At 71.7% G+C, this 13,510-nt stretch carries 17 protein-coding genes; 9 read left to right on the top strand and 8 right to left on the bottom strand.

Going from position 1 to position 13,510, the window contains the following annotated elements; all coding sequences use genetic code 11:
• Positions 1-27: 27 nt before the first annotated feature.
• From L6E10_RS11575 to L6E10_RS11565, 3 genes are read right to left on the bottom strand one after another with little or no spacing between them, the layout of a single operon-like run.
• Positions 28-699: an AIM24 family protein gene (locus L6E10_RS11575; protein ID WP_236219500.1), complete on the bottom strand. Its 672-nt coding sequence runs from the start codon at positions 697-699 to the stop codon at positions 28-30.
• 7 nt (positions 700-706) lie between these two features.
• Positions 707-2,059, bottom strand: coding sequence for a DUF2867 domain-containing protein (locus L6E10_RS11570; RefSeq protein WP_236219499.1), 1,353 nt, complete (start codon positions 2,057-2,059; stop codon positions 707-709).
• Between the two features lie 11 nt (positions 2,060-2,070).
• Positions 2,071-2,643, bottom strand: coding sequence for a hypothetical protein (locus L6E10_RS11565; protein WP_236219498.1), 573 nt, complete (start codon positions 2,641-2,643; stop codon positions 2,071-2,073).
• 222 nt (positions 2,644-2,865) lie between these two features.
• On the opposite strand from L6E10_RS11565, the gene L6E10_RS11560 reads away from it, so the two are divergent.
• Positions 2,866-3,630 (top strand): SDR family NAD(P)-dependent oxidoreductase, encoded by a 765-nt coding sequence (locus tag L6E10_RS11560; RefSeq protein ID WP_236219497.1) that lies wholly within the window; start codon positions 2,866-2,868, stop codon positions 3,628-3,630.
• Positions 3,631-3,688: 58 nt separating this feature from the next.
• Here L6E10_RS11560 and L6E10_RS11555 read toward each other — a convergent pair whose 3' ends face one another.
• The gene (locus tag L6E10_RS11555) at positions 3,689-4,096 is read right to left on the bottom strand and encodes a RidA family protein (protein WP_236219496.1); all 408 of its coding nucleotides are present in this window, start codon (positions 4,094-4,096) and stop codon (positions 3,689-3,691) included.
• 91 nt (positions 4,097-4,187) lie between these two features.
• On the opposite strand from L6E10_RS11555, the gene L6E10_RS11550 reads away from it, so the two are divergent.
• Entirely contained in the window at positions 4,188-4,697 is a 510-nt protein-coding gene (locus L6E10_RS11550) for a MarR family winged helix-turn-helix transcriptional regulator (RefSeq protein WP_236219495.1), read from the top strand.
• A gap of 4 nt (positions 4,698-4,701) precedes the next feature.
• Here L6E10_RS11550 and L6E10_RS11545 read toward each other — a convergent pair whose 3' ends face one another.
• Positions 4,702-5,313: a TetR/AcrR family transcriptional regulator gene (locus L6E10_RS11545; RefSeq protein WP_236219494.1), complete on the bottom strand. Its 612-nt coding sequence runs from the start codon at positions 5,311-5,313 to the stop codon at positions 4,702-4,704.
• A gap of 81 nt (positions 5,314-5,394) precedes the next feature.
• Between L6E10_RS11545 and L6E10_RS11540 the strand changes: the two genes are divergently transcribed.
• The gene (locus tag L6E10_RS11540) at positions 5,395-6,657 is read left to right on the top strand and encodes a hypothetical protein (RefSeq protein WP_236219493.1); all 1,263 of its coding nucleotides are present in this window, start codon (positions 5,395-5,397) and stop codon (positions 6,655-6,657) included.
• A 4-nt stretch (positions 6,658-6,661) separates the two neighbouring features.
• Here L6E10_RS11540 and L6E10_RS11535 read toward each other — a convergent pair whose 3' ends face one another.
• Entirely contained in the window at positions 6,662-7,129 is a 468-nt protein-coding gene (locus L6E10_RS11535; protein ID WP_236219492.1) for a MarR family winged helix-turn-helix transcriptional regulator, read from the bottom strand.
• Positions 7,130-7,189: 60 nt separating this feature from the next.
• Here L6E10_RS11535 and L6E10_RS11530 point away from each other — a divergent pair, with 60 nt between their 5' ends.
• Positions 7,190-8,260: an amidohydrolase family protein gene (locus L6E10_RS11530; RefSeq protein WP_236219491.1), complete on the top strand. Its 1,071-nt coding sequence runs from the start codon at positions 7,190-7,192 to the stop codon at positions 8,258-8,260.
• Positions 8,261-8,348: 88 nt separating this feature from the next.
• Positions 8,349-8,693 carry a hypothetical protein gene (locus L6E10_RS11525; protein WP_236219490.1) on the top strand — a complete coding sequence of 115 codons (345 nt, stop codon included), beginning with the start codon at positions 8,349-8,351 and terminating at the stop codon, positions 8,691-8,693.
• Positions 8,694-8,697: 4 nt separating this feature from the next.
• On the opposite strand, the gene L6E10_RS11520 is transcribed toward L6E10_RS11525, so the two are convergent.
• Positions 8,698-9,405, bottom strand: a complete 708-nt coding sequence (locus tag L6E10_RS11520) for a BTAD domain-containing putative transcriptional regulator (protein WP_236219489.1) — start codon at positions 9,403-9,405, stop codon at positions 8,698-8,700.
• Between the two features lie 198 nt (positions 9,406-9,603).
• On the opposite strand from L6E10_RS11520, the gene L6E10_RS11515 reads away from it, so the two are divergent.
• The 4 genes from L6E10_RS11515 to L6E10_RS11500 all read left to right on the top strand — a co-directional run bounded on the left by L6E10_RS11515 (position 9,604) and on the right by L6E10_RS11500 (position 12,691).
• Positions 9,604-10,464, top strand: a complete 861-nt coding sequence (locus L6E10_RS11515; RefSeq protein WP_236219488.1) for a manganese catalase family protein — start codon at positions 9,604-9,606, stop codon at positions 10,462-10,464.
• A gap of 13 nt (positions 10,465-10,477) precedes the next feature.
• Positions 10,478-11,698 carry an Nramp family divalent metal transporter gene (locus L6E10_RS11510; protein WP_236219487.1) on the top strand — a complete coding sequence of 407 codons (1,221 nt, stop codon included), beginning with the start codon at positions 10,478-10,480 and terminating at the stop codon, positions 11,696-11,698.
• Complete coding sequence (locus tag L6E10_RS11505; RefSeq protein ID WP_236219486.1) at positions 11,695-12,126, top strand: DUF2243 domain-containing protein; 432 nt, start codon at positions 11,695-11,697, stop codon at positions 12,124-12,126. The genes L6E10_RS11510 and L6E10_RS11505 overlap by 4 nt, the downstream gene beginning before the upstream one ends.
• Positions 12,127-12,205: 79 nt before the next feature.
• Positions 12,206-12,691 carry a DUF2231 domain-containing protein gene (locus L6E10_RS11500; protein ID WP_236219485.1) on the top strand — a complete coding sequence of 162 codons (486 nt, stop codon included), beginning with the start codon at positions 12,206-12,208 and terminating at the stop codon, positions 12,689-12,691.
• Here L6E10_RS11500 and L6E10_RS11495 read toward each other — a convergent pair.
• The gene (locus L6E10_RS11495) at positions 12,680-13,501 is read right to left on the bottom strand and encodes an SDR family oxidoreductase (RefSeq protein WP_236219484.1); all 822 of its coding nucleotides are present in this window, start codon (positions 13,499-13,501) and stop codon (positions 12,680-12,682) included. The genes L6E10_RS11500 and L6E10_RS11495 overlap by 12 nt on opposite strands.
• Positions 13,502-13,510 lie beyond the last annotated feature (9 nt).

Here is a 13,510-nt window from a genome sequence, read left to right as displayed (position 1 = left end):
CCACAACCCGAGCCGGAACCCGGGGTTCTACTGCGCGGTCGGCATCGGGTGGCCTTCCGACGCCTGCACGACGACGATGCCCTGACCCTGCAGCGCCAGCTGGTAGGCCTCACCCGAGCCGCGGCCGATGACCGCGCCGAGCTTGGCCGTCTTGCGGATCGACGACTGCAGCGAGGTCGACCACAGCACGGCCGACTGCATGTCGACGTACGTCGGCACGTCCACGTTCAGCACGACCGGCGTGCCGTAGGCGGTCACGGCCAGCGCCCCGGTGCCCGTGAACGTGGTGTTGAACAGGCCGCCGCTGAGCATCGACGCGCCCTCGGTGCGGTTGATGTCCCACCGCAACGAGCTGTCGAAGGCGAGCACGTTCTTGCCGTTGACGGTGACGCTCTCGTCCTCCAGGTGGAGCACGAAGATCTCGTCGGCGTCCTGGGCGAGGAACACGTCACCGCTGCCCGACACCTTCATCAGCGACATGCCCTCGCCGGTGAACGCCTTCTTGAACAGCTTGCCGATGCCACCGGCGCCTTCGTAGGCGAAGTCGACGTCGCCCTGGTAGGCGATCATCGACCCCTGCTTGGCGAAGAAGAAGCCGCCGCTGCCGGTGAGGTCCACCTTGAGCATGCGTTCGTTCTGCAGTTGGAAGCTTCCGGGCTCGACGGCCCGCTCCTCGTGGTTGAACAGTGAGCTGCGCATGCGCAGATCATGCCTTAGCCGCCGCGTGGACGATCCCGCGCGCCATCGTTGCGAACACGAGGTCGTGCAAGGGTTTCTGCGTCCACCAGTACAGCTGGCCCAGCAGCCCGTCCGCGGTGAACGTGATCTTCTGCCGGTAGCGCGTCCGGCCGCCGTCGCGGTCGACGCGCATGTCGAGCAGCGTGTGACCGGGCATCTTCATGTCCGCCCGCAACACCAGCCGCCTCGCCGCGTCGTCGCGGTGCACGACGGTCCAGAAGTCGACGACGTCGCCTTCTCCGACCCGGGGTGCGCGGCCGCGGTAGAGCCCGATGCCGCCGGCGAGGTGGTCGATCGCGCCGCGGACCGTCCACACGAGAGGGATGGTGTGCCAGCCGTTCTTGCCGCCCAGCGTCGTCACCGTGCGCCACACGTCCTCCGTTGACGCGTCGGTGAGCACGGTCCGCTCCTCGGTGAACACCTCGCCACCGGACTTCTCCGGCTCGGGCGCCGTCGCGGCGCGGATGGCGTTGTCGACGCTCGTGACGCCGCCGGGCGGCGGGGGCAGCACGTCGGTGACGGGCGGGCCGTCGGCCGTGAGGTCGTGGTCCAGGGAGGCGAACAGCGGTTCCGCGACCGCGGCCGGTGTGGGCGTCACCAGTCCGGCCACCTGCGCGGCGAGCTTGTGCGACCACACCGGCGCGGGCACCGGCAGCCGGACGGGGAGCCCGAGCACGCGTGCGCACCGCTGCACCAGCTCGAGGTAGCTGAGCTGTTCGGGACCGGGCACGTCGAACGTGCCGTCGACCGGCTCGGGCAGGTCGGCGGCGGCCAAGAGGTAGTGCACGACGTCGGCGACGGCGACCGGCCTGCTGGTGTTGTGCATCCACGACGGCACCGGCACCCACGGGCTGAGCTTCGCCGACGACCGCAGCAGCTCGAAGCTCGCTGAGCCGTCGCCGATGACCATCGACGCCCGCAGCACGAGTGCGGGCACCCGTCCGGCGGTCACGACGTCGCCGACCTCGGCCCGCGAGGCGAGGTGCGGGGACGGCGAGGCGGAGTCGGGCCGCGGGCCGCCGACGTAGACGACCTGCCGCACGCCCGCGTCTTCCGCCGCGGCCGCCAGCACGAGAGCGGCCCCGCGGTCGACGTCGGCGAAGTCGGCCCGGTCGAGCGAGTGCACGAGGAAGTACACGAGCTCGTTGCCCGCCAACGACTCCCGCACCGCGTGCGGGTCCGTGGCGTCACCGACGTGCACCATGACCCGGGTGGGAAACCTCGTCGCCTGCGCGCTGTCGCGCACGAGCACGGCGACGTCGTGGCCGGCCGCGAGGAGCTCCGGCACGAGGCGCGACCCGAGGTGCCCGGTCGCGCCCATCACGAGGCATCTCAACGGATCCCTGTTCGGTTCTGCAGCGCGCCGACCTTGATGCCGTAGAGGAAGAACACCGCCATGAAGACCTCGATCCGCTGCTCGGACGACAGCCCGTCGAGGTCGACCGCGATCTGCGAGTCCCGCACGTCGGCGCTCTCCGCGAGCCGCTGGTTGAAGATCGCCCGCGCGACGTCCTGGCTGCGCTCGTCGACGTCCGCGTGGAACAGCCGGCGCAGGTCGCAGTCGTGCGGCAGCGGGTGGCGGACCAGCTCGGCAGGGTAGCGGGCGTTCATGACGCGCGCGGCGGTGTTGAGCGCGTGGGCGACGAGCGCCGGTCCCTTGTCGAAGTGCTCGACCATGGCGACCAGTTCCTCGAGGGTGGCGACGTCCTCCTCGATGCTGACCGGTGTGCTGATGTCGAGGTCGACCCGTTCCATCGCCATCGCGACGTTCTCGAGCACCTGGACGGGGTCGACGAGGAGCTGGTCGCCGAGGTGGGCGCTCGCCCGGTGGTGGTGTGGATCCAGTAACTCCCGCGTTTCGCGGTCGAGCGGCGCGCGGAGCAAGTCGTCGTTCTCGGTCGTCACCGGCTCGAAATGCCCACTTTGGAGTGAGTGCAATCGTCCGTCCACGAACGGATGACGGCCGGTGCGGCGCGCGGGTGGTCAGCGAAGTGCGCGCCCCGGCCGGAGCCGGGCCCGTTCTCGCCGCTTTGAGCAGCAGGAACATGGTGGGCCCCGCAGGTTGCCGTTCGGCTGCGACGACCCGTCGTCCCCCGTTCGGGCACGGCCTGCGGGTACCGTGGGCCGATGCCGAGTGGAGTGATCATCACCGGGGCGTCGCGGGGCATCGGCCGCGCGACGGCCGTGGCCTTCGCCGAGCGGGGCCACCGCGTCGCCGTGCACTACAGCAGCCGCCGCGACGACGCCGAGGACACCCTCGCCCGGCTCGCCGGCGACGGCCACGTGCTGATCGGCGGCGACCTGGCCTCACCGGAGGCCGCCCGCTCGCTGGTCGCCGAGGCGGTGGCCGCCCTCGGCGAGGTCGACGTGCTGGTCAACAACGCCGCCGTGGCACCGAGCGCCGCCAACCTGCACCGCCTCGGCGACAGCACGTGGGAGGAGTGGACCGCCGCGTGGCGGTCCATGGTCGACGTGAACCTCCTCGGTGCCGCCAACGTCACGTGGGCGGTGGCCCGGCACCTGATCGACCGCGGCTCGCCGGGCAGCATCGTCAACGTCGGCTCCCGCGGCGCGTTCCGCGGCGAACCCGACCACCCGGCCTACGGGGCGAGCAAGGCGGCGCTGCACGCGTTCGGGCAGTCGGCCGCGATCGCCCTCGCCCCGCACGGCATCGCGGTGACGTCGGTGGCGCCGGGGTTCGTCGCCACCGAACGCCAGGCCTCGAAGCTCGCCGGGGACGACGGTGACGCGGTGCGCGACCAGAGCCCGTTCGGGCGGGTCGGCACGCCGGAGGAGATCGCCTCCGCGATCGTGCACCTGGCTTCGCCGCAGGCCGCGTGGTCGTCCGGGGCGGTCCTGGACCTGAACGGGGCCTCCCACCTGCGCACGTGACGTGGCGCCGCCGACGCGGATGGGGCGCGAACGCCGGGAGGCCGCCAGGCGCCGGTGATCAGGCGACGACGGCCGTGACCTCGGCCTCGACCAGGATGCCCGGCTCGAACAGGACCTCGACGCCGATCAGCGCGGCGGGCGGGGTCGCGGTGATGCCCAGCTCCTCCGTCGCCTGCTCGACGCCCGCGACGAACGCGTCGTACATCTCGCGCTTCCAGCCCGCCGCGTACCAGGTGACGCGGACGACGTCGTCGAACGTCGCCCCGGCGGCCGCGAGCGCCTTGACCACGTTCCGGTAGACCTGCGCCACCTGCCCGGTCAGGTCGCCGGGCGCGACCAGCTCGCCGTTCTCGTCCCAGGAGACCTGCCCCGCCACGTGGACCTGCCTGCTGCCGGTGGCCACGGCCACGTGGTGGTAGAGCGGCACCTGGACGTGATCGTCGGGGTTGATCAGGGAAACCGTCATCACTCACTCCTCAATGACTTCACGCTTGAAGTGACACCACTATGCGCTCACTTCAAGCGTGAAGTCAAACCGATCCCGGTAGGGTGTCCGCGTGGCAGCAGTGGACCCCGTACCCGGCTCAGGCGCTCCGGAGGAGCCGCGCTGGCTCGACGCCGCCGAGAAGGAGGCGTGGACCGGGCTCATCTCGCTCGCGCTGCTGATGCCGGGCCGCCTCGAGGCGCCGCTGCACCAGGAGCACGGCCTGACGCTCTTCGAGTACATGACGCTGAGCCAGATCTCGGAGGCGCCGGGCCGGGCGATCCGCATGAGCGAGCTGGCGTACCTGACCAACGGCTCGCTGTCCCGGCTGTCGAACGTCGTCAAGCGCCTCGAGCAGCGGGGCTGGGTGACGCGCTCACCCGACCCGGCGGACGGCCGCTACACGCTCGCCTCGCTGACGGACGACGGCTACGAGCTCGTCGTGGCCGCGGCGCCGGTGCACCTGCGCGCGGTGCGGGAACACGTGCTGGACCCGTTGAACAAGGCCGATCGGCAAGCGTTGGCGCGCATCGCCGCGAAACTGCGCACGCGTCCGTCGGACTACGGCCGCGAGGCGCACTGACCGTCTACTGAGGACGGTCCCCGCCGAGCGCGCCGAGGACCGTGGAGACCTGGAGGTGGGTGCGCGCCGCGGCGTCGTCACCCTCGCCGAGCTCGGCCGCCCCGGCCGGGAGCTGGTGCACCACGTCCAGAACCGCCAGGTAGAGGCGCAGGCACCAGGACGGTGACGCCGCCGTGATCGCGCCGGCGGCGTGCAGCCGGGAGAACAGCAGCTGCGCCCGCTCCACCACCTCGTCGCCGAGGAACGAGCGTCCGTCGTGGACCCGGCTGACGACGTCGACCACCAGGCGGTGGCTGAACTTGATCCCGATGACCAGTTCGGTGACGCGGTGCGGGGCCATGAGCGGGGGAGCGGTCTCGACCTCGGCCTCGTCCAGCGCGCGCAGGTACTGCTCGTTCAGCTGCGCGAACAGGGCCTCCAGCAGGGCTTTGCGGGACGAGAAGCGGCGGTGCACCGTCGCGCGCGCGAGCCCGGCCTCGTCGGCGATCCGTTCCAGCGACGCGGTGGGGATCCGCAGGTCTCGTTCCACGGTCACGGCGCGAGGGAGCTTCAGCAGCCGTTGCACGAGCAGACTGACAGCCCTGCCCGCGAGGTCGAAGCGCGGTCGTGCGCCCACGCCGTCCTTCCCATCAGGACGGAAGACGCACGGCGAGGACACGTGACGATCTAAGGTGTTGTCCTCCACCCTGGGGGACACGTGCGGAACGAACTGGCCGCCCTGGCCGCCGAGGTCATGGGCATGACACGCGAGCCGTGGGAGTACCTGCTGCTGCGCGCGACGGTCCGGCGTGGCGCGCTGTGGCCGAACGACCGGATGAACCACCGGCTCACCTCGGGACCGTCCGAGAAGCACGTGCGGTGCAAACACCCGCAGGCTTTGCGAGCCTTGCCTCGTGACTGCGTCCTGGAGATGCGCATCGAGCGAGATGGCACGTTCGAAGCATTGCTGACCAACGGCATCAAGCAGTTCACCGGCTACCTGCCCCCGTCGTACACCGTGGTGGTGGAACCGCGTCCACGGGAGCTTTTCGAGCCCTACGAGCGCGTTGGCGTGGTGGGCGACGGCCCGTTGGCGCACGTCGAGGCCGCGCTCGGCGCGCAGATCCCCGCGGAGGTCCACGACCTGTACCGCGGCGGCCGCACCACGCTCGGCAGGGACGAGCTGATCCCCGCCGACGAGATCCTCGCGGTGCACCGGAGGTTGCTCGGGAAGGGCAGGGAGAAGGCCGGTGACCCGCGCCGGTGGCACAGCTTCTGGCAGTTGGCGTTCAACCCGCCGGGAACCGTCCGGCCGGTGCCCTTCCACCCGCTGTGGGTGCCGATCTCGCGCACGCCCGGCTACTACGGCGAACGGTGCGTCGACCTCGCGCCCGGACCTGCCGGGCGGGTGGGCCAGGTGCTCGACGACGGCGTGCTCAGGGCCGGTTCCGTCGAGGAGTGGTGCGCGGCCCCGATGCCGCCTGGGATCAGGTGCGAGCGGCTGACGAGTCCGACGCCCGCGCGGATCGCGGCGGTTCCGCGGGACGTGGTGGTGCTCGAGGTCGACGCGGCGGAGGAGCTCGACCTGACCGCGCTCGACCTGCCGTCCCTGGGGAGGCTCAGGGTGCGCGCCGGCCGCGTGCGGGTGGGCGATCTGCCGATCGGGGACCTGGAGGTCCACGCGGACGAGGTCGAGCTGGGCGCCCTGGACCGGTTGACGACGCTGAAGATCAGCGGTGCGCGCGTCGCACTGCCACCGCTGCCTTCGTTGCGCGTGCTGCACGCGGCCGAAGCCGAGGTCGACGTCGTGCCGGACGGCCTCGACTACCTCGCGCTGAACGCCGGGCAGTGGTCGCGGTGCACGGCGCGCCCGGCCGCCGCACGGCTCTACGGCGAACGATCGCTCGCCCGCGCCCTCGACTGGGCCGGGGGCCTGGGAGCGGAGCTGCCGCGCGAAGTGGTCCGGGGGCGGGCCGGGTAGGCGGTCAGGAGGGGGAGCGGTGCACCGGCGAGTCCTCGTCCAGGTCCACGAGAACGCGGTGGAGGTGCTCGGCGGCCGTCTCGAGGACGTCTTCGTCGACCTGGCCGAGAGCGCGGCCGATCACCTCGGTGACGGCTGCTCCGGTCTCCCGGGCGACGTCCCTGCCCTGCTCGGTGATGCGGACGATGGTGCTCCTCGCGTCGGCGGCGTTCGCCTCGCGGGTGATGTGGCCGTTCTCGTGCAGCCTGCGCAGGATGTTGCTCAGGCCTCCCGTGGTGAGCAGCAGCTGCGAGGAGAGCTCCTGCGGACGCGCGCCGTCGCCGCGGGCGGCCAGCGCTCCGAGCACGTCGAGCTCGCCGCGGGAGAGCCCGTGCTTCTTGAGTGCGTCGGTGATGGGGCGTTCCAGCAACGTCTGCAGCCTCACGGCGTGCTGGGCGAGAGACAGCGAGGACAGCTCACGAGCGGAAGGCACATCCGGATCCTACCGGATCGCTTTCGTGATAGCTTTTCGAAAAGCTAAATCGGAGGCGTGATGACGACGGCGATCGAGAACGTGCGGGTCTTCGACGGCTCGGCGGTGGGCGAGCCCCGGCGGGTGGTGTTCGGCGACCGCCTGTTCGGGCAGGACACCGGTGCGGCCGACGAGGTGGTCGACGCGGCGGGCGGGGTGCTGCTGCCGGGGCTGGTCGACGCGCACGTGCACGTCGTGCGCGGCCGGGCCGACCTGGAGGACCTCGCTCGCCGGGGCGTGACGACGGGCCTGGACATGGGCGCGTGGCCGCGGGAGTTCGTCGACGAGATGCGGACCCAGAAGGGCGTGGCGCGGATTTCGAGCGCCACCGTGCCGGCGGTGGGCGCGGGCGGCCACCACGCGAGGATGCCGGGCTTTCCCGTCGAAGGGGTCGTGACCACTCCGGACGAGGCACGGGCGTTCGTCGGCCGTCGCGTCGCGGACGGCGCCGACTACGTCAAGATCGTGACCGAGGCGGCACCGCCCGAGGGCATGGACCAGGCCACCGTGAACGCCCTCGTCGAGGCGGCGCACGACCACGGCCTGCTCGTCGTCGCCCACGCGGTGACGACGGGTGCGTTCCGCGTCGCCGCCGCGGCCGGTGTGGACGTCAGCACCCACGCGCCGCTCGACGCCGTCCTCGACGAGGACACCATCGCGAGGATGCGGGAGATCGGGATGGTGTCGGTGCCGACGCTGACGATGATGGAGGGCACCGCGAAGCTGTTCGGTGGCAACAGTTTTCGTTACGAGCACGCGCGTGACTCGGTGACGGCTCTCCGCGACGCGGGCATCCGGGTGCTGGCCGGGACGGACGCGAACTCGGCACCCGGAGCACCGTTCTCGCCGGAGCACGGCGAGTCGCTGCACCACGAGCTCGCGCTGCTCGTCGCCGCCGGGCTGACCCCGCTCGAGGCTCTGGCGGGTGCCACGTCGTTGCCCGCGCAGGTCTTCGGTCTCGACGACCGCGGCGTGATCGCGGAGGGGAAGCACGCGGACCTGGTCCTCGTCGACGGTGACCCGACGGTCGATGTCGCCGCCACGCGCAACGTCGAAGGCGTCTGGATCGCCGGAGAGCGCGTCCGGCTCTGACCGCAGTGGACGAATCAGCGGTCGAGCCGGGCGTTCCGCGAGCCGCGACCGATGTTTCCGGCCGGTCGGCCGGGGGTAGAGGTCTTGCATGACCACGACTCGCTGTCACGCCCGGGACGTCGAGGTGACGCTGCGCGCCAAGACGATGGTGCTCGACTTCACCGGGGAGTGCGACGGTGAGGCGATGACCGGGCTCCGGTTGGTCGCCGAGCTGCCGGACGCGGGAGGCCCCGAGGACGGTGGGACCGTCGTGCTGGAGCAGGGCACCGCGACCGTCACCCAGCCGGGCGGTGAGGTCCACCTGGAGGCACGGGAACCGGTGTCCTGGGACGGGGAACCGGTCGACGTCGACTTCGTGCTGCCGGAGAGTCCGGAGTCGACGGTGCTCGCGGTGCGCGGGCTGGCCGTCGCGCTGGGACCTGACAACGGCTGACGCGCTAACCGGTGCTGCGCAGCAGCGGCCGCATGAGGTCGTGGATCTGCGCTGAGGGTTCCAGACCCAGTTCCGCGCGCAGCAAGGCCCGGTAGTGCTGGTACTGCCGTACGGCCTGAGCGGGGTTGCCGTCCGCGAGGTACAGCTCGACCAGCGTGCGGTGAGCGCTTTCCCGCAGCGGGTCGGTCTGGACGGCTGCCAGTGCCGCCTGGTGTGCGTGGTGGTGGTCGCCGTGCGACCGGAACCTCTCGCTCAGCACCTCCAGCGCGCGCAGCCGTGCCTCTCCCCACCAGTCCCGTTCGGTCTGCACCCACGGCTGGTCCCACCCCGGCAGCAGGTCGGCCTTCAGCACGGCGACCGCGCCGGGGGTCGCGCCCGGTTCGGTGGTGAGGGCGCAGGCGTGGCGGAAGTCGACGTCGACCCCGGTGGCCAGGGTCAGCGCGTCGTCCAGCGCCGCGACCAGCGGAATGGGTTTTCCCAGCCGCCACAGCGACGACCGCAGGCAGGCCGCCGCACGTCGAGTGGTGGCCTCCGGCCAGAGCAGGGCGGCGGCGATCCCCCTCGGCACGGGACCCTCGCGCAGCGCCAGCAGGGCCAGGAGTCTCTGCGCGCCGGGCACGACGTGGACCGGCGCCGGGCCGAACGCCAGCCGGAAGCCGTCGAGCAGCTGGATGTGCGGCCGGGGATCAGGGGCACGGGTCAGCTTTGTCATGTCGCCGGACCACTCCTCTCTCGCGTTCAGGGTCGCCGGGTGCCCGGAGGTTGCGGTGTCACACACCGCCGGACCAAATTGCTCCTTCCTGACCAGCAGCGGTGACGCGGCCGTGCCGTGCGGGTGTCGGCGCGGAGCCGTGCGCGTCACGAGTGCCGCCTAGCTTTCGCCGTGGAGTCACACCCCACGGGAGGCGAGATGTTCCTGCACACCAGCAGGTTGCAGTTCGAAGCGAAGCCCGACCGTCCCGACGCGCACTACGCCCGCAAGCTCCAGGAGCTGATCGGTGGCGCGTACGGCGAGATGACGGTGACGATGCAGTACCTCTTCCAGGGCTGGAACTGCCGGATGGAGGGCAAGTACAAGGACCTGATCATGGACGTGGCGACCGAGGAGATCGGCCACGTCGAGATGCTCGCCACGATGGTCGCGCGCCTGCTGGAGAACGCTCCGGCGGAGGCGACGGACGAGGCGGTGAAGGACCCGGTCATGGCGGCGGTGCTCGGCGGGATGGACCCGCAGCAGGCCATCGTGAGCGGCGGCGGGCCCACGCTGTCCGATTCCAACGGCGTGCCGTGGAACGGTCGCTACATCGTCGCGAGCGGCAACCTCATGGCCGACTTCCGCGCGAACGTCGCCGCGGAGGCGCAGGGCCGGCTGCAGACCGCGCGGCTCTACAACATGACCGACGACAGCGGCGTGCGGGACATGCTCAAGTTCAACCTCGCCCGCGACACCGCCCACCAGAACATGTGGCTCGCCGCGATCGAGGAGCTGCAGGAGGACGGCCTCGAGGGCCCGATCTCGCCGAGCGCGCTGTTCGACGAGGAGCACGCCGAGCACGCGGGCACGATCTGGCACAACTCCGACGGCGCGCTGGGCGCCGAGGGCGGCTGGGCGTCGGGCACCGCGCCGGATGGCGCGCACGAGTTCTCCTACGTGATGAACCCCGAGCCCCTGGGCGGCCCCGCGTCCGCGCCCAAGCCGGACCCGCTGCTCTACGCGACCAGCCCGGCCAACCTCGGGCTGATCGAGAAGGCCATCCGCAAGCTCACCTGAGGAGGACCACCCGATGGTCGGCATCACGGTGCCAGCTCGCATCCGATCGGCCGCCGTCGTCATGGGACCCGCCTTCGTCGTCGCGGTCGCCTACGTCGACCCCGGCAACTTCGCGACGAACATGGCGGGCGGCGCGACGCACGGATACCTGTTGTTGTGGGTGATCGTCAGCGCCAGCGCGCTGGCGATGTTCATCCAGTACCAGTCGGCGAAGCTGGGCATCGTGACCGGCCGCAACCTGCCGGAACTCTGCCGCGAGCACTACCCGCGGCCCGTCACCAAGGCGTTGTGGGTGCAGGCGGAGCTGGTGGCCATGGCCACCGACCTGGCGGAGTTCGTCGGAGCGGCGGTGGCGCTGAACCTGCTGTTCGGCGTGCCGCTGCTGCCGGCGGCGCTGATCACCGCGGTGGTGTCGTTCGGCATCCTCGCGCTGGCGCCGCTGCGCAGGCGGAGGTTCGAGTCCGTGATCATCGGGCTGCTCGCCGTCGTGCTCGGCGGGTTCCTCTACCAGACCCTGCACCTCGGCCCGCTGACCGGTGCCGCCGCCGGTCTGGTGCCGGGGTTCGCCGGGGTGGACAGCGTGCTGCTCGCCACCGGCATGCTCGGTGCCACCGTCATGCCGCACGTGATCTACCTGCACTCGGCGCTCACCCAGCGCCACCACAGCCCGTCGCCCGACCGGCAGCGCGGTGCGTTGAGGGCCAGCCGCACCGACATCGTGGTGGCGCTGGGCATCGCCGGGATGGTGAACGTCAGCATGCTCGTCGTGGCGGCCGGCGCGTTCCACCAGGCCGGCGCGCCGCGCGAGTCGCTGGAGGACATGCACTCCGGCCTCGGCCAGCTGCTCGGCCCCGGTGCGGCGCTGGCGTTCGCACTGGCACTGCTCGCGTCCGGGCTCGCGGCGTCGAGCGTGGGCACCTACTCCGGTCAGGTGATCATGGAGGGGTACCTGCGCCGGCGGATCCCGCTGTGGCTGCGCCGCGCGGTGACCATGGCACCGGCGCTCGCCGTGCTGTCGTTCGGCGTCGATCCCACGAAAGCGCTGGTGCTGAGCCAGGTCGTGCTGTCGTTCGGCATCCCGTTCGCGTTGATCCCCCTGGTGCTGCTGACCAGGCGCAAGGACGTCATGGGCGCCGCGGCCAACCGCAGGGGCGTCACGGCGGCCGGTGCGGCGGCGGCTCTCGTGATCTCCGCGCTGAACCTCTTCCTGCTCGTGAGGACGGTGACGGGATGAGGCACGTGGACCGGGCGGCCCTGGTGCTGGGCCTGGGGATCGGCGGGTTCATCGACGGCATCGTGAGCCACCACCTGTTCGGCCGGCACCACGTGCTGTCGGGGCGGTACCCGCTCGACGACGTCCACCTGATGATGGTCGGCGACGGCCTGTTCCACCTGCTCCGCCTGCTGCTGGTGCTCTGGGGCGCCGCCCTGCTCAACCGGCGGCAGCCGATGCCGAACCCAGTGCTGGCGGGCGGGATCCTCACCGGCTGGGGCGTGTTCACCATCGTCGAAGGCGTCGCCGACCACCTCGTGCCGGGCGTCCACCACGGGCCTGGCGAGCTGCTCCACGACGTCGCGTTCCTAGTGGTGGGAGCCGTGCTCGTCGTGGCCGGCGTCCTGATGAGCAGGCGATCACAGCCGGCCGTGCGCGAGCACGCCTGAGTTCGGGACGGGTCACAGGGGTATTCGCTCTGGTTCCGGGTACGCGGGAGCAGAGCCGTTCTCCGGAAAGGAACACCTCATGCGCAGTCGTGTCCGAGCAGCGGGCCACGCCGTCCACCCGATCCTCATCGTGTTTCCGCTCGGCCTGCTGACCACGGCGGTCGGCTTCGACGTGCTGCACCTGCTGACCGACCGGGCGAGCTTCGCGTTCACGGCGGCCCACCTCATCGCCGCCGGCGTGCTCCTGGGCCTCGTCACCTCGGCGACCGGGTGGCTGGACTGGTTCCTCGTCGTCCCGCGCGGCACGCGCGCCCGCCGCGTCGGCCTGCTGCACGGCCTCGTGAACGCCGGTGTGCTCCTGGTGTTCGCGATCAGCTGGTTGCTGCGCCTGGGCGAGACGGACTGGACGCCGACGTGGCCCGCGATCATCGCCGGCTGGGCCGGCCTGCTCGCGGGCGGGCTCGGCGGCTGGCTGGGCGGTGAGCTGGTCGAGAGGCTCGGCATCAGCGTGGAGGAGGAGGCGCACCCCGACGCGCCGAGCTCCCTGGCGCCGTCACGGCGATGAGCTCAGCCGTTCACCGTAGCGCCGGGCCAGCCGGACGATCGCCGTCGACGCGGGAGCGATCACGACGTCGAGCACCCGGCTGACCGGGGTGAACGCGCCGAGTCGCGCGATCGCCCACCAGCGCGGCACGGCGAGGGTGCGGGACGTCCGCGCGGTCAGGCACTTCTCGACCGCGCGGGCGACGCGTTCCGGATCGGAGCCCGCCGACAGGCGGCGCGGCGCCTCCCGCTCGCTCGGCCTGCCGTCGATGTCGCGCGTGAGCCACTCCGTGGAGATCGGGCCGGGGCAGACGGCGTGCACCCGGACCCCGCGCGGCACCTCCCGGCGCAGCCCCACGGCCAGTCCCAGGACGCCCGCCTTGGTGGCCGAGTAGAGCGACAAAGGCGGTATCGGTGCCCATGCGCCGATGGACGACATCATCACGACGTCCCCGCCGCGGTTCCCGAACAGCGGCAGCACGAGCCGGGTCATCTCGGCGACCGCGGTGAAGTTGACCTCCACGAGGCTGCGCACCTGCTCACCGCTCAGGGCGGCGAGCTTGTCGACGCGGCCTTGCCCGGCGTTGTTCACCAACGCGTCGATGCGGCCGAAGCGTTCCACCACGGCGTTCACGAGCAGCTCGCGATCGGCCGGATCGGTGACGTCGCACCGGATTCCCCACGCTCCGGGCAGCTCGGCGAGGGCCGCGTCGAGCCGGTCCTGGTCACGGCCGCAGATCGCGACCCGCGCTCCACCGCGGACGAGCCGCCGCGCGGTGACACGCCCGATGCCGGCCGAACCTCCGGTGATGAGAACGACTTTGTCTTGCACGGATCGCAT

Origin of the sequence: Lentzea sp. CC55 (assembly GCF_021056325.1) — a bacterium.
Classification (GTDB): domain Bacteria; phylum Actinomycetota; class Actinomycetes; order Mycobacteriales; family Pseudonocardiaceae; genus Lentzea; species Lentzea jiangxiensis.
This window is presented reverse-complemented; position numbering and strand designations above follow the sequence as displayed.

Coding starts and splice junctions, on each gene's coding strand:
- L6E10_RS11505 (WP_236219486.1), top strand. CDS start 11,695: ATGAGGCACGTGGACCGGGCGGCCCTGGTGCTGGGCCTGGGGATCGGC.
- L6E10_RS11560 (WP_236219497.1), top strand. CDS start 2,866: ATGCCGAGTGGAGTGATCATCACCGGGGCGTCGCGGGGCATCGGCCGC.
- L6E10_RS11520 (WP_236219489.1), bottom strand. CDS start 9,405: ATGACAAAGCTGACCCGTGCCCCTGATCCCCGGCCGCACATCCAGCTG.
- L6E10_RS11510 (WP_236219487.1), top strand. CDS start 10,478: ATGGTCGGCATCACGGTGCCAGCTCGCATCCGATCGGCCGCCGTCGTC.
- L6E10_RS11570 (WP_236219499.1), bottom strand. CDS start 2,059: ATGGGCGCGACCGGGCACCTCGGGTCGCGCCTCGTGCCGGAGCTCCTC.
- L6E10_RS11500 (WP_236219485.1), top strand. CDS start 12,206: ATGCGCAGTCGTGTCCGAGCAGCGGGCCACGCCGTCCACCCGATCCTC.
- L6E10_RS11575 (WP_236219500.1), bottom strand. CDS start 699: ATGCGCAGCTCACTGTTCAACCACGAGGAGCGGGCCGTCGAGCCCGGA.
- L6E10_RS11515 (WP_236219488.1), top strand. CDS start 9,604: ATGTTCCTGCACACCAGCAGGTTGCAGTTCGAAGCGAAGCCCGACCGT.
- L6E10_RS11530 (WP_236219491.1), top strand. CDS start 7,190: ATGACGACGGCGATCGAGAACGTGCGGGTCTTCGACGGCTCGGCGGTG.
- L6E10_RS11555 (WP_236219496.1), bottom strand. CDS start 4,096: ATGACGGTTTCCCTGATCAACCCCGACGATCACGTCCAGGTGCCGCTC.
- L6E10_RS11525 (WP_236219490.1), top strand. CDS start 8,349: ATGACCACGACTCGCTGTCACGCCCGGGACGTCGAGGTGACGCTGCGC.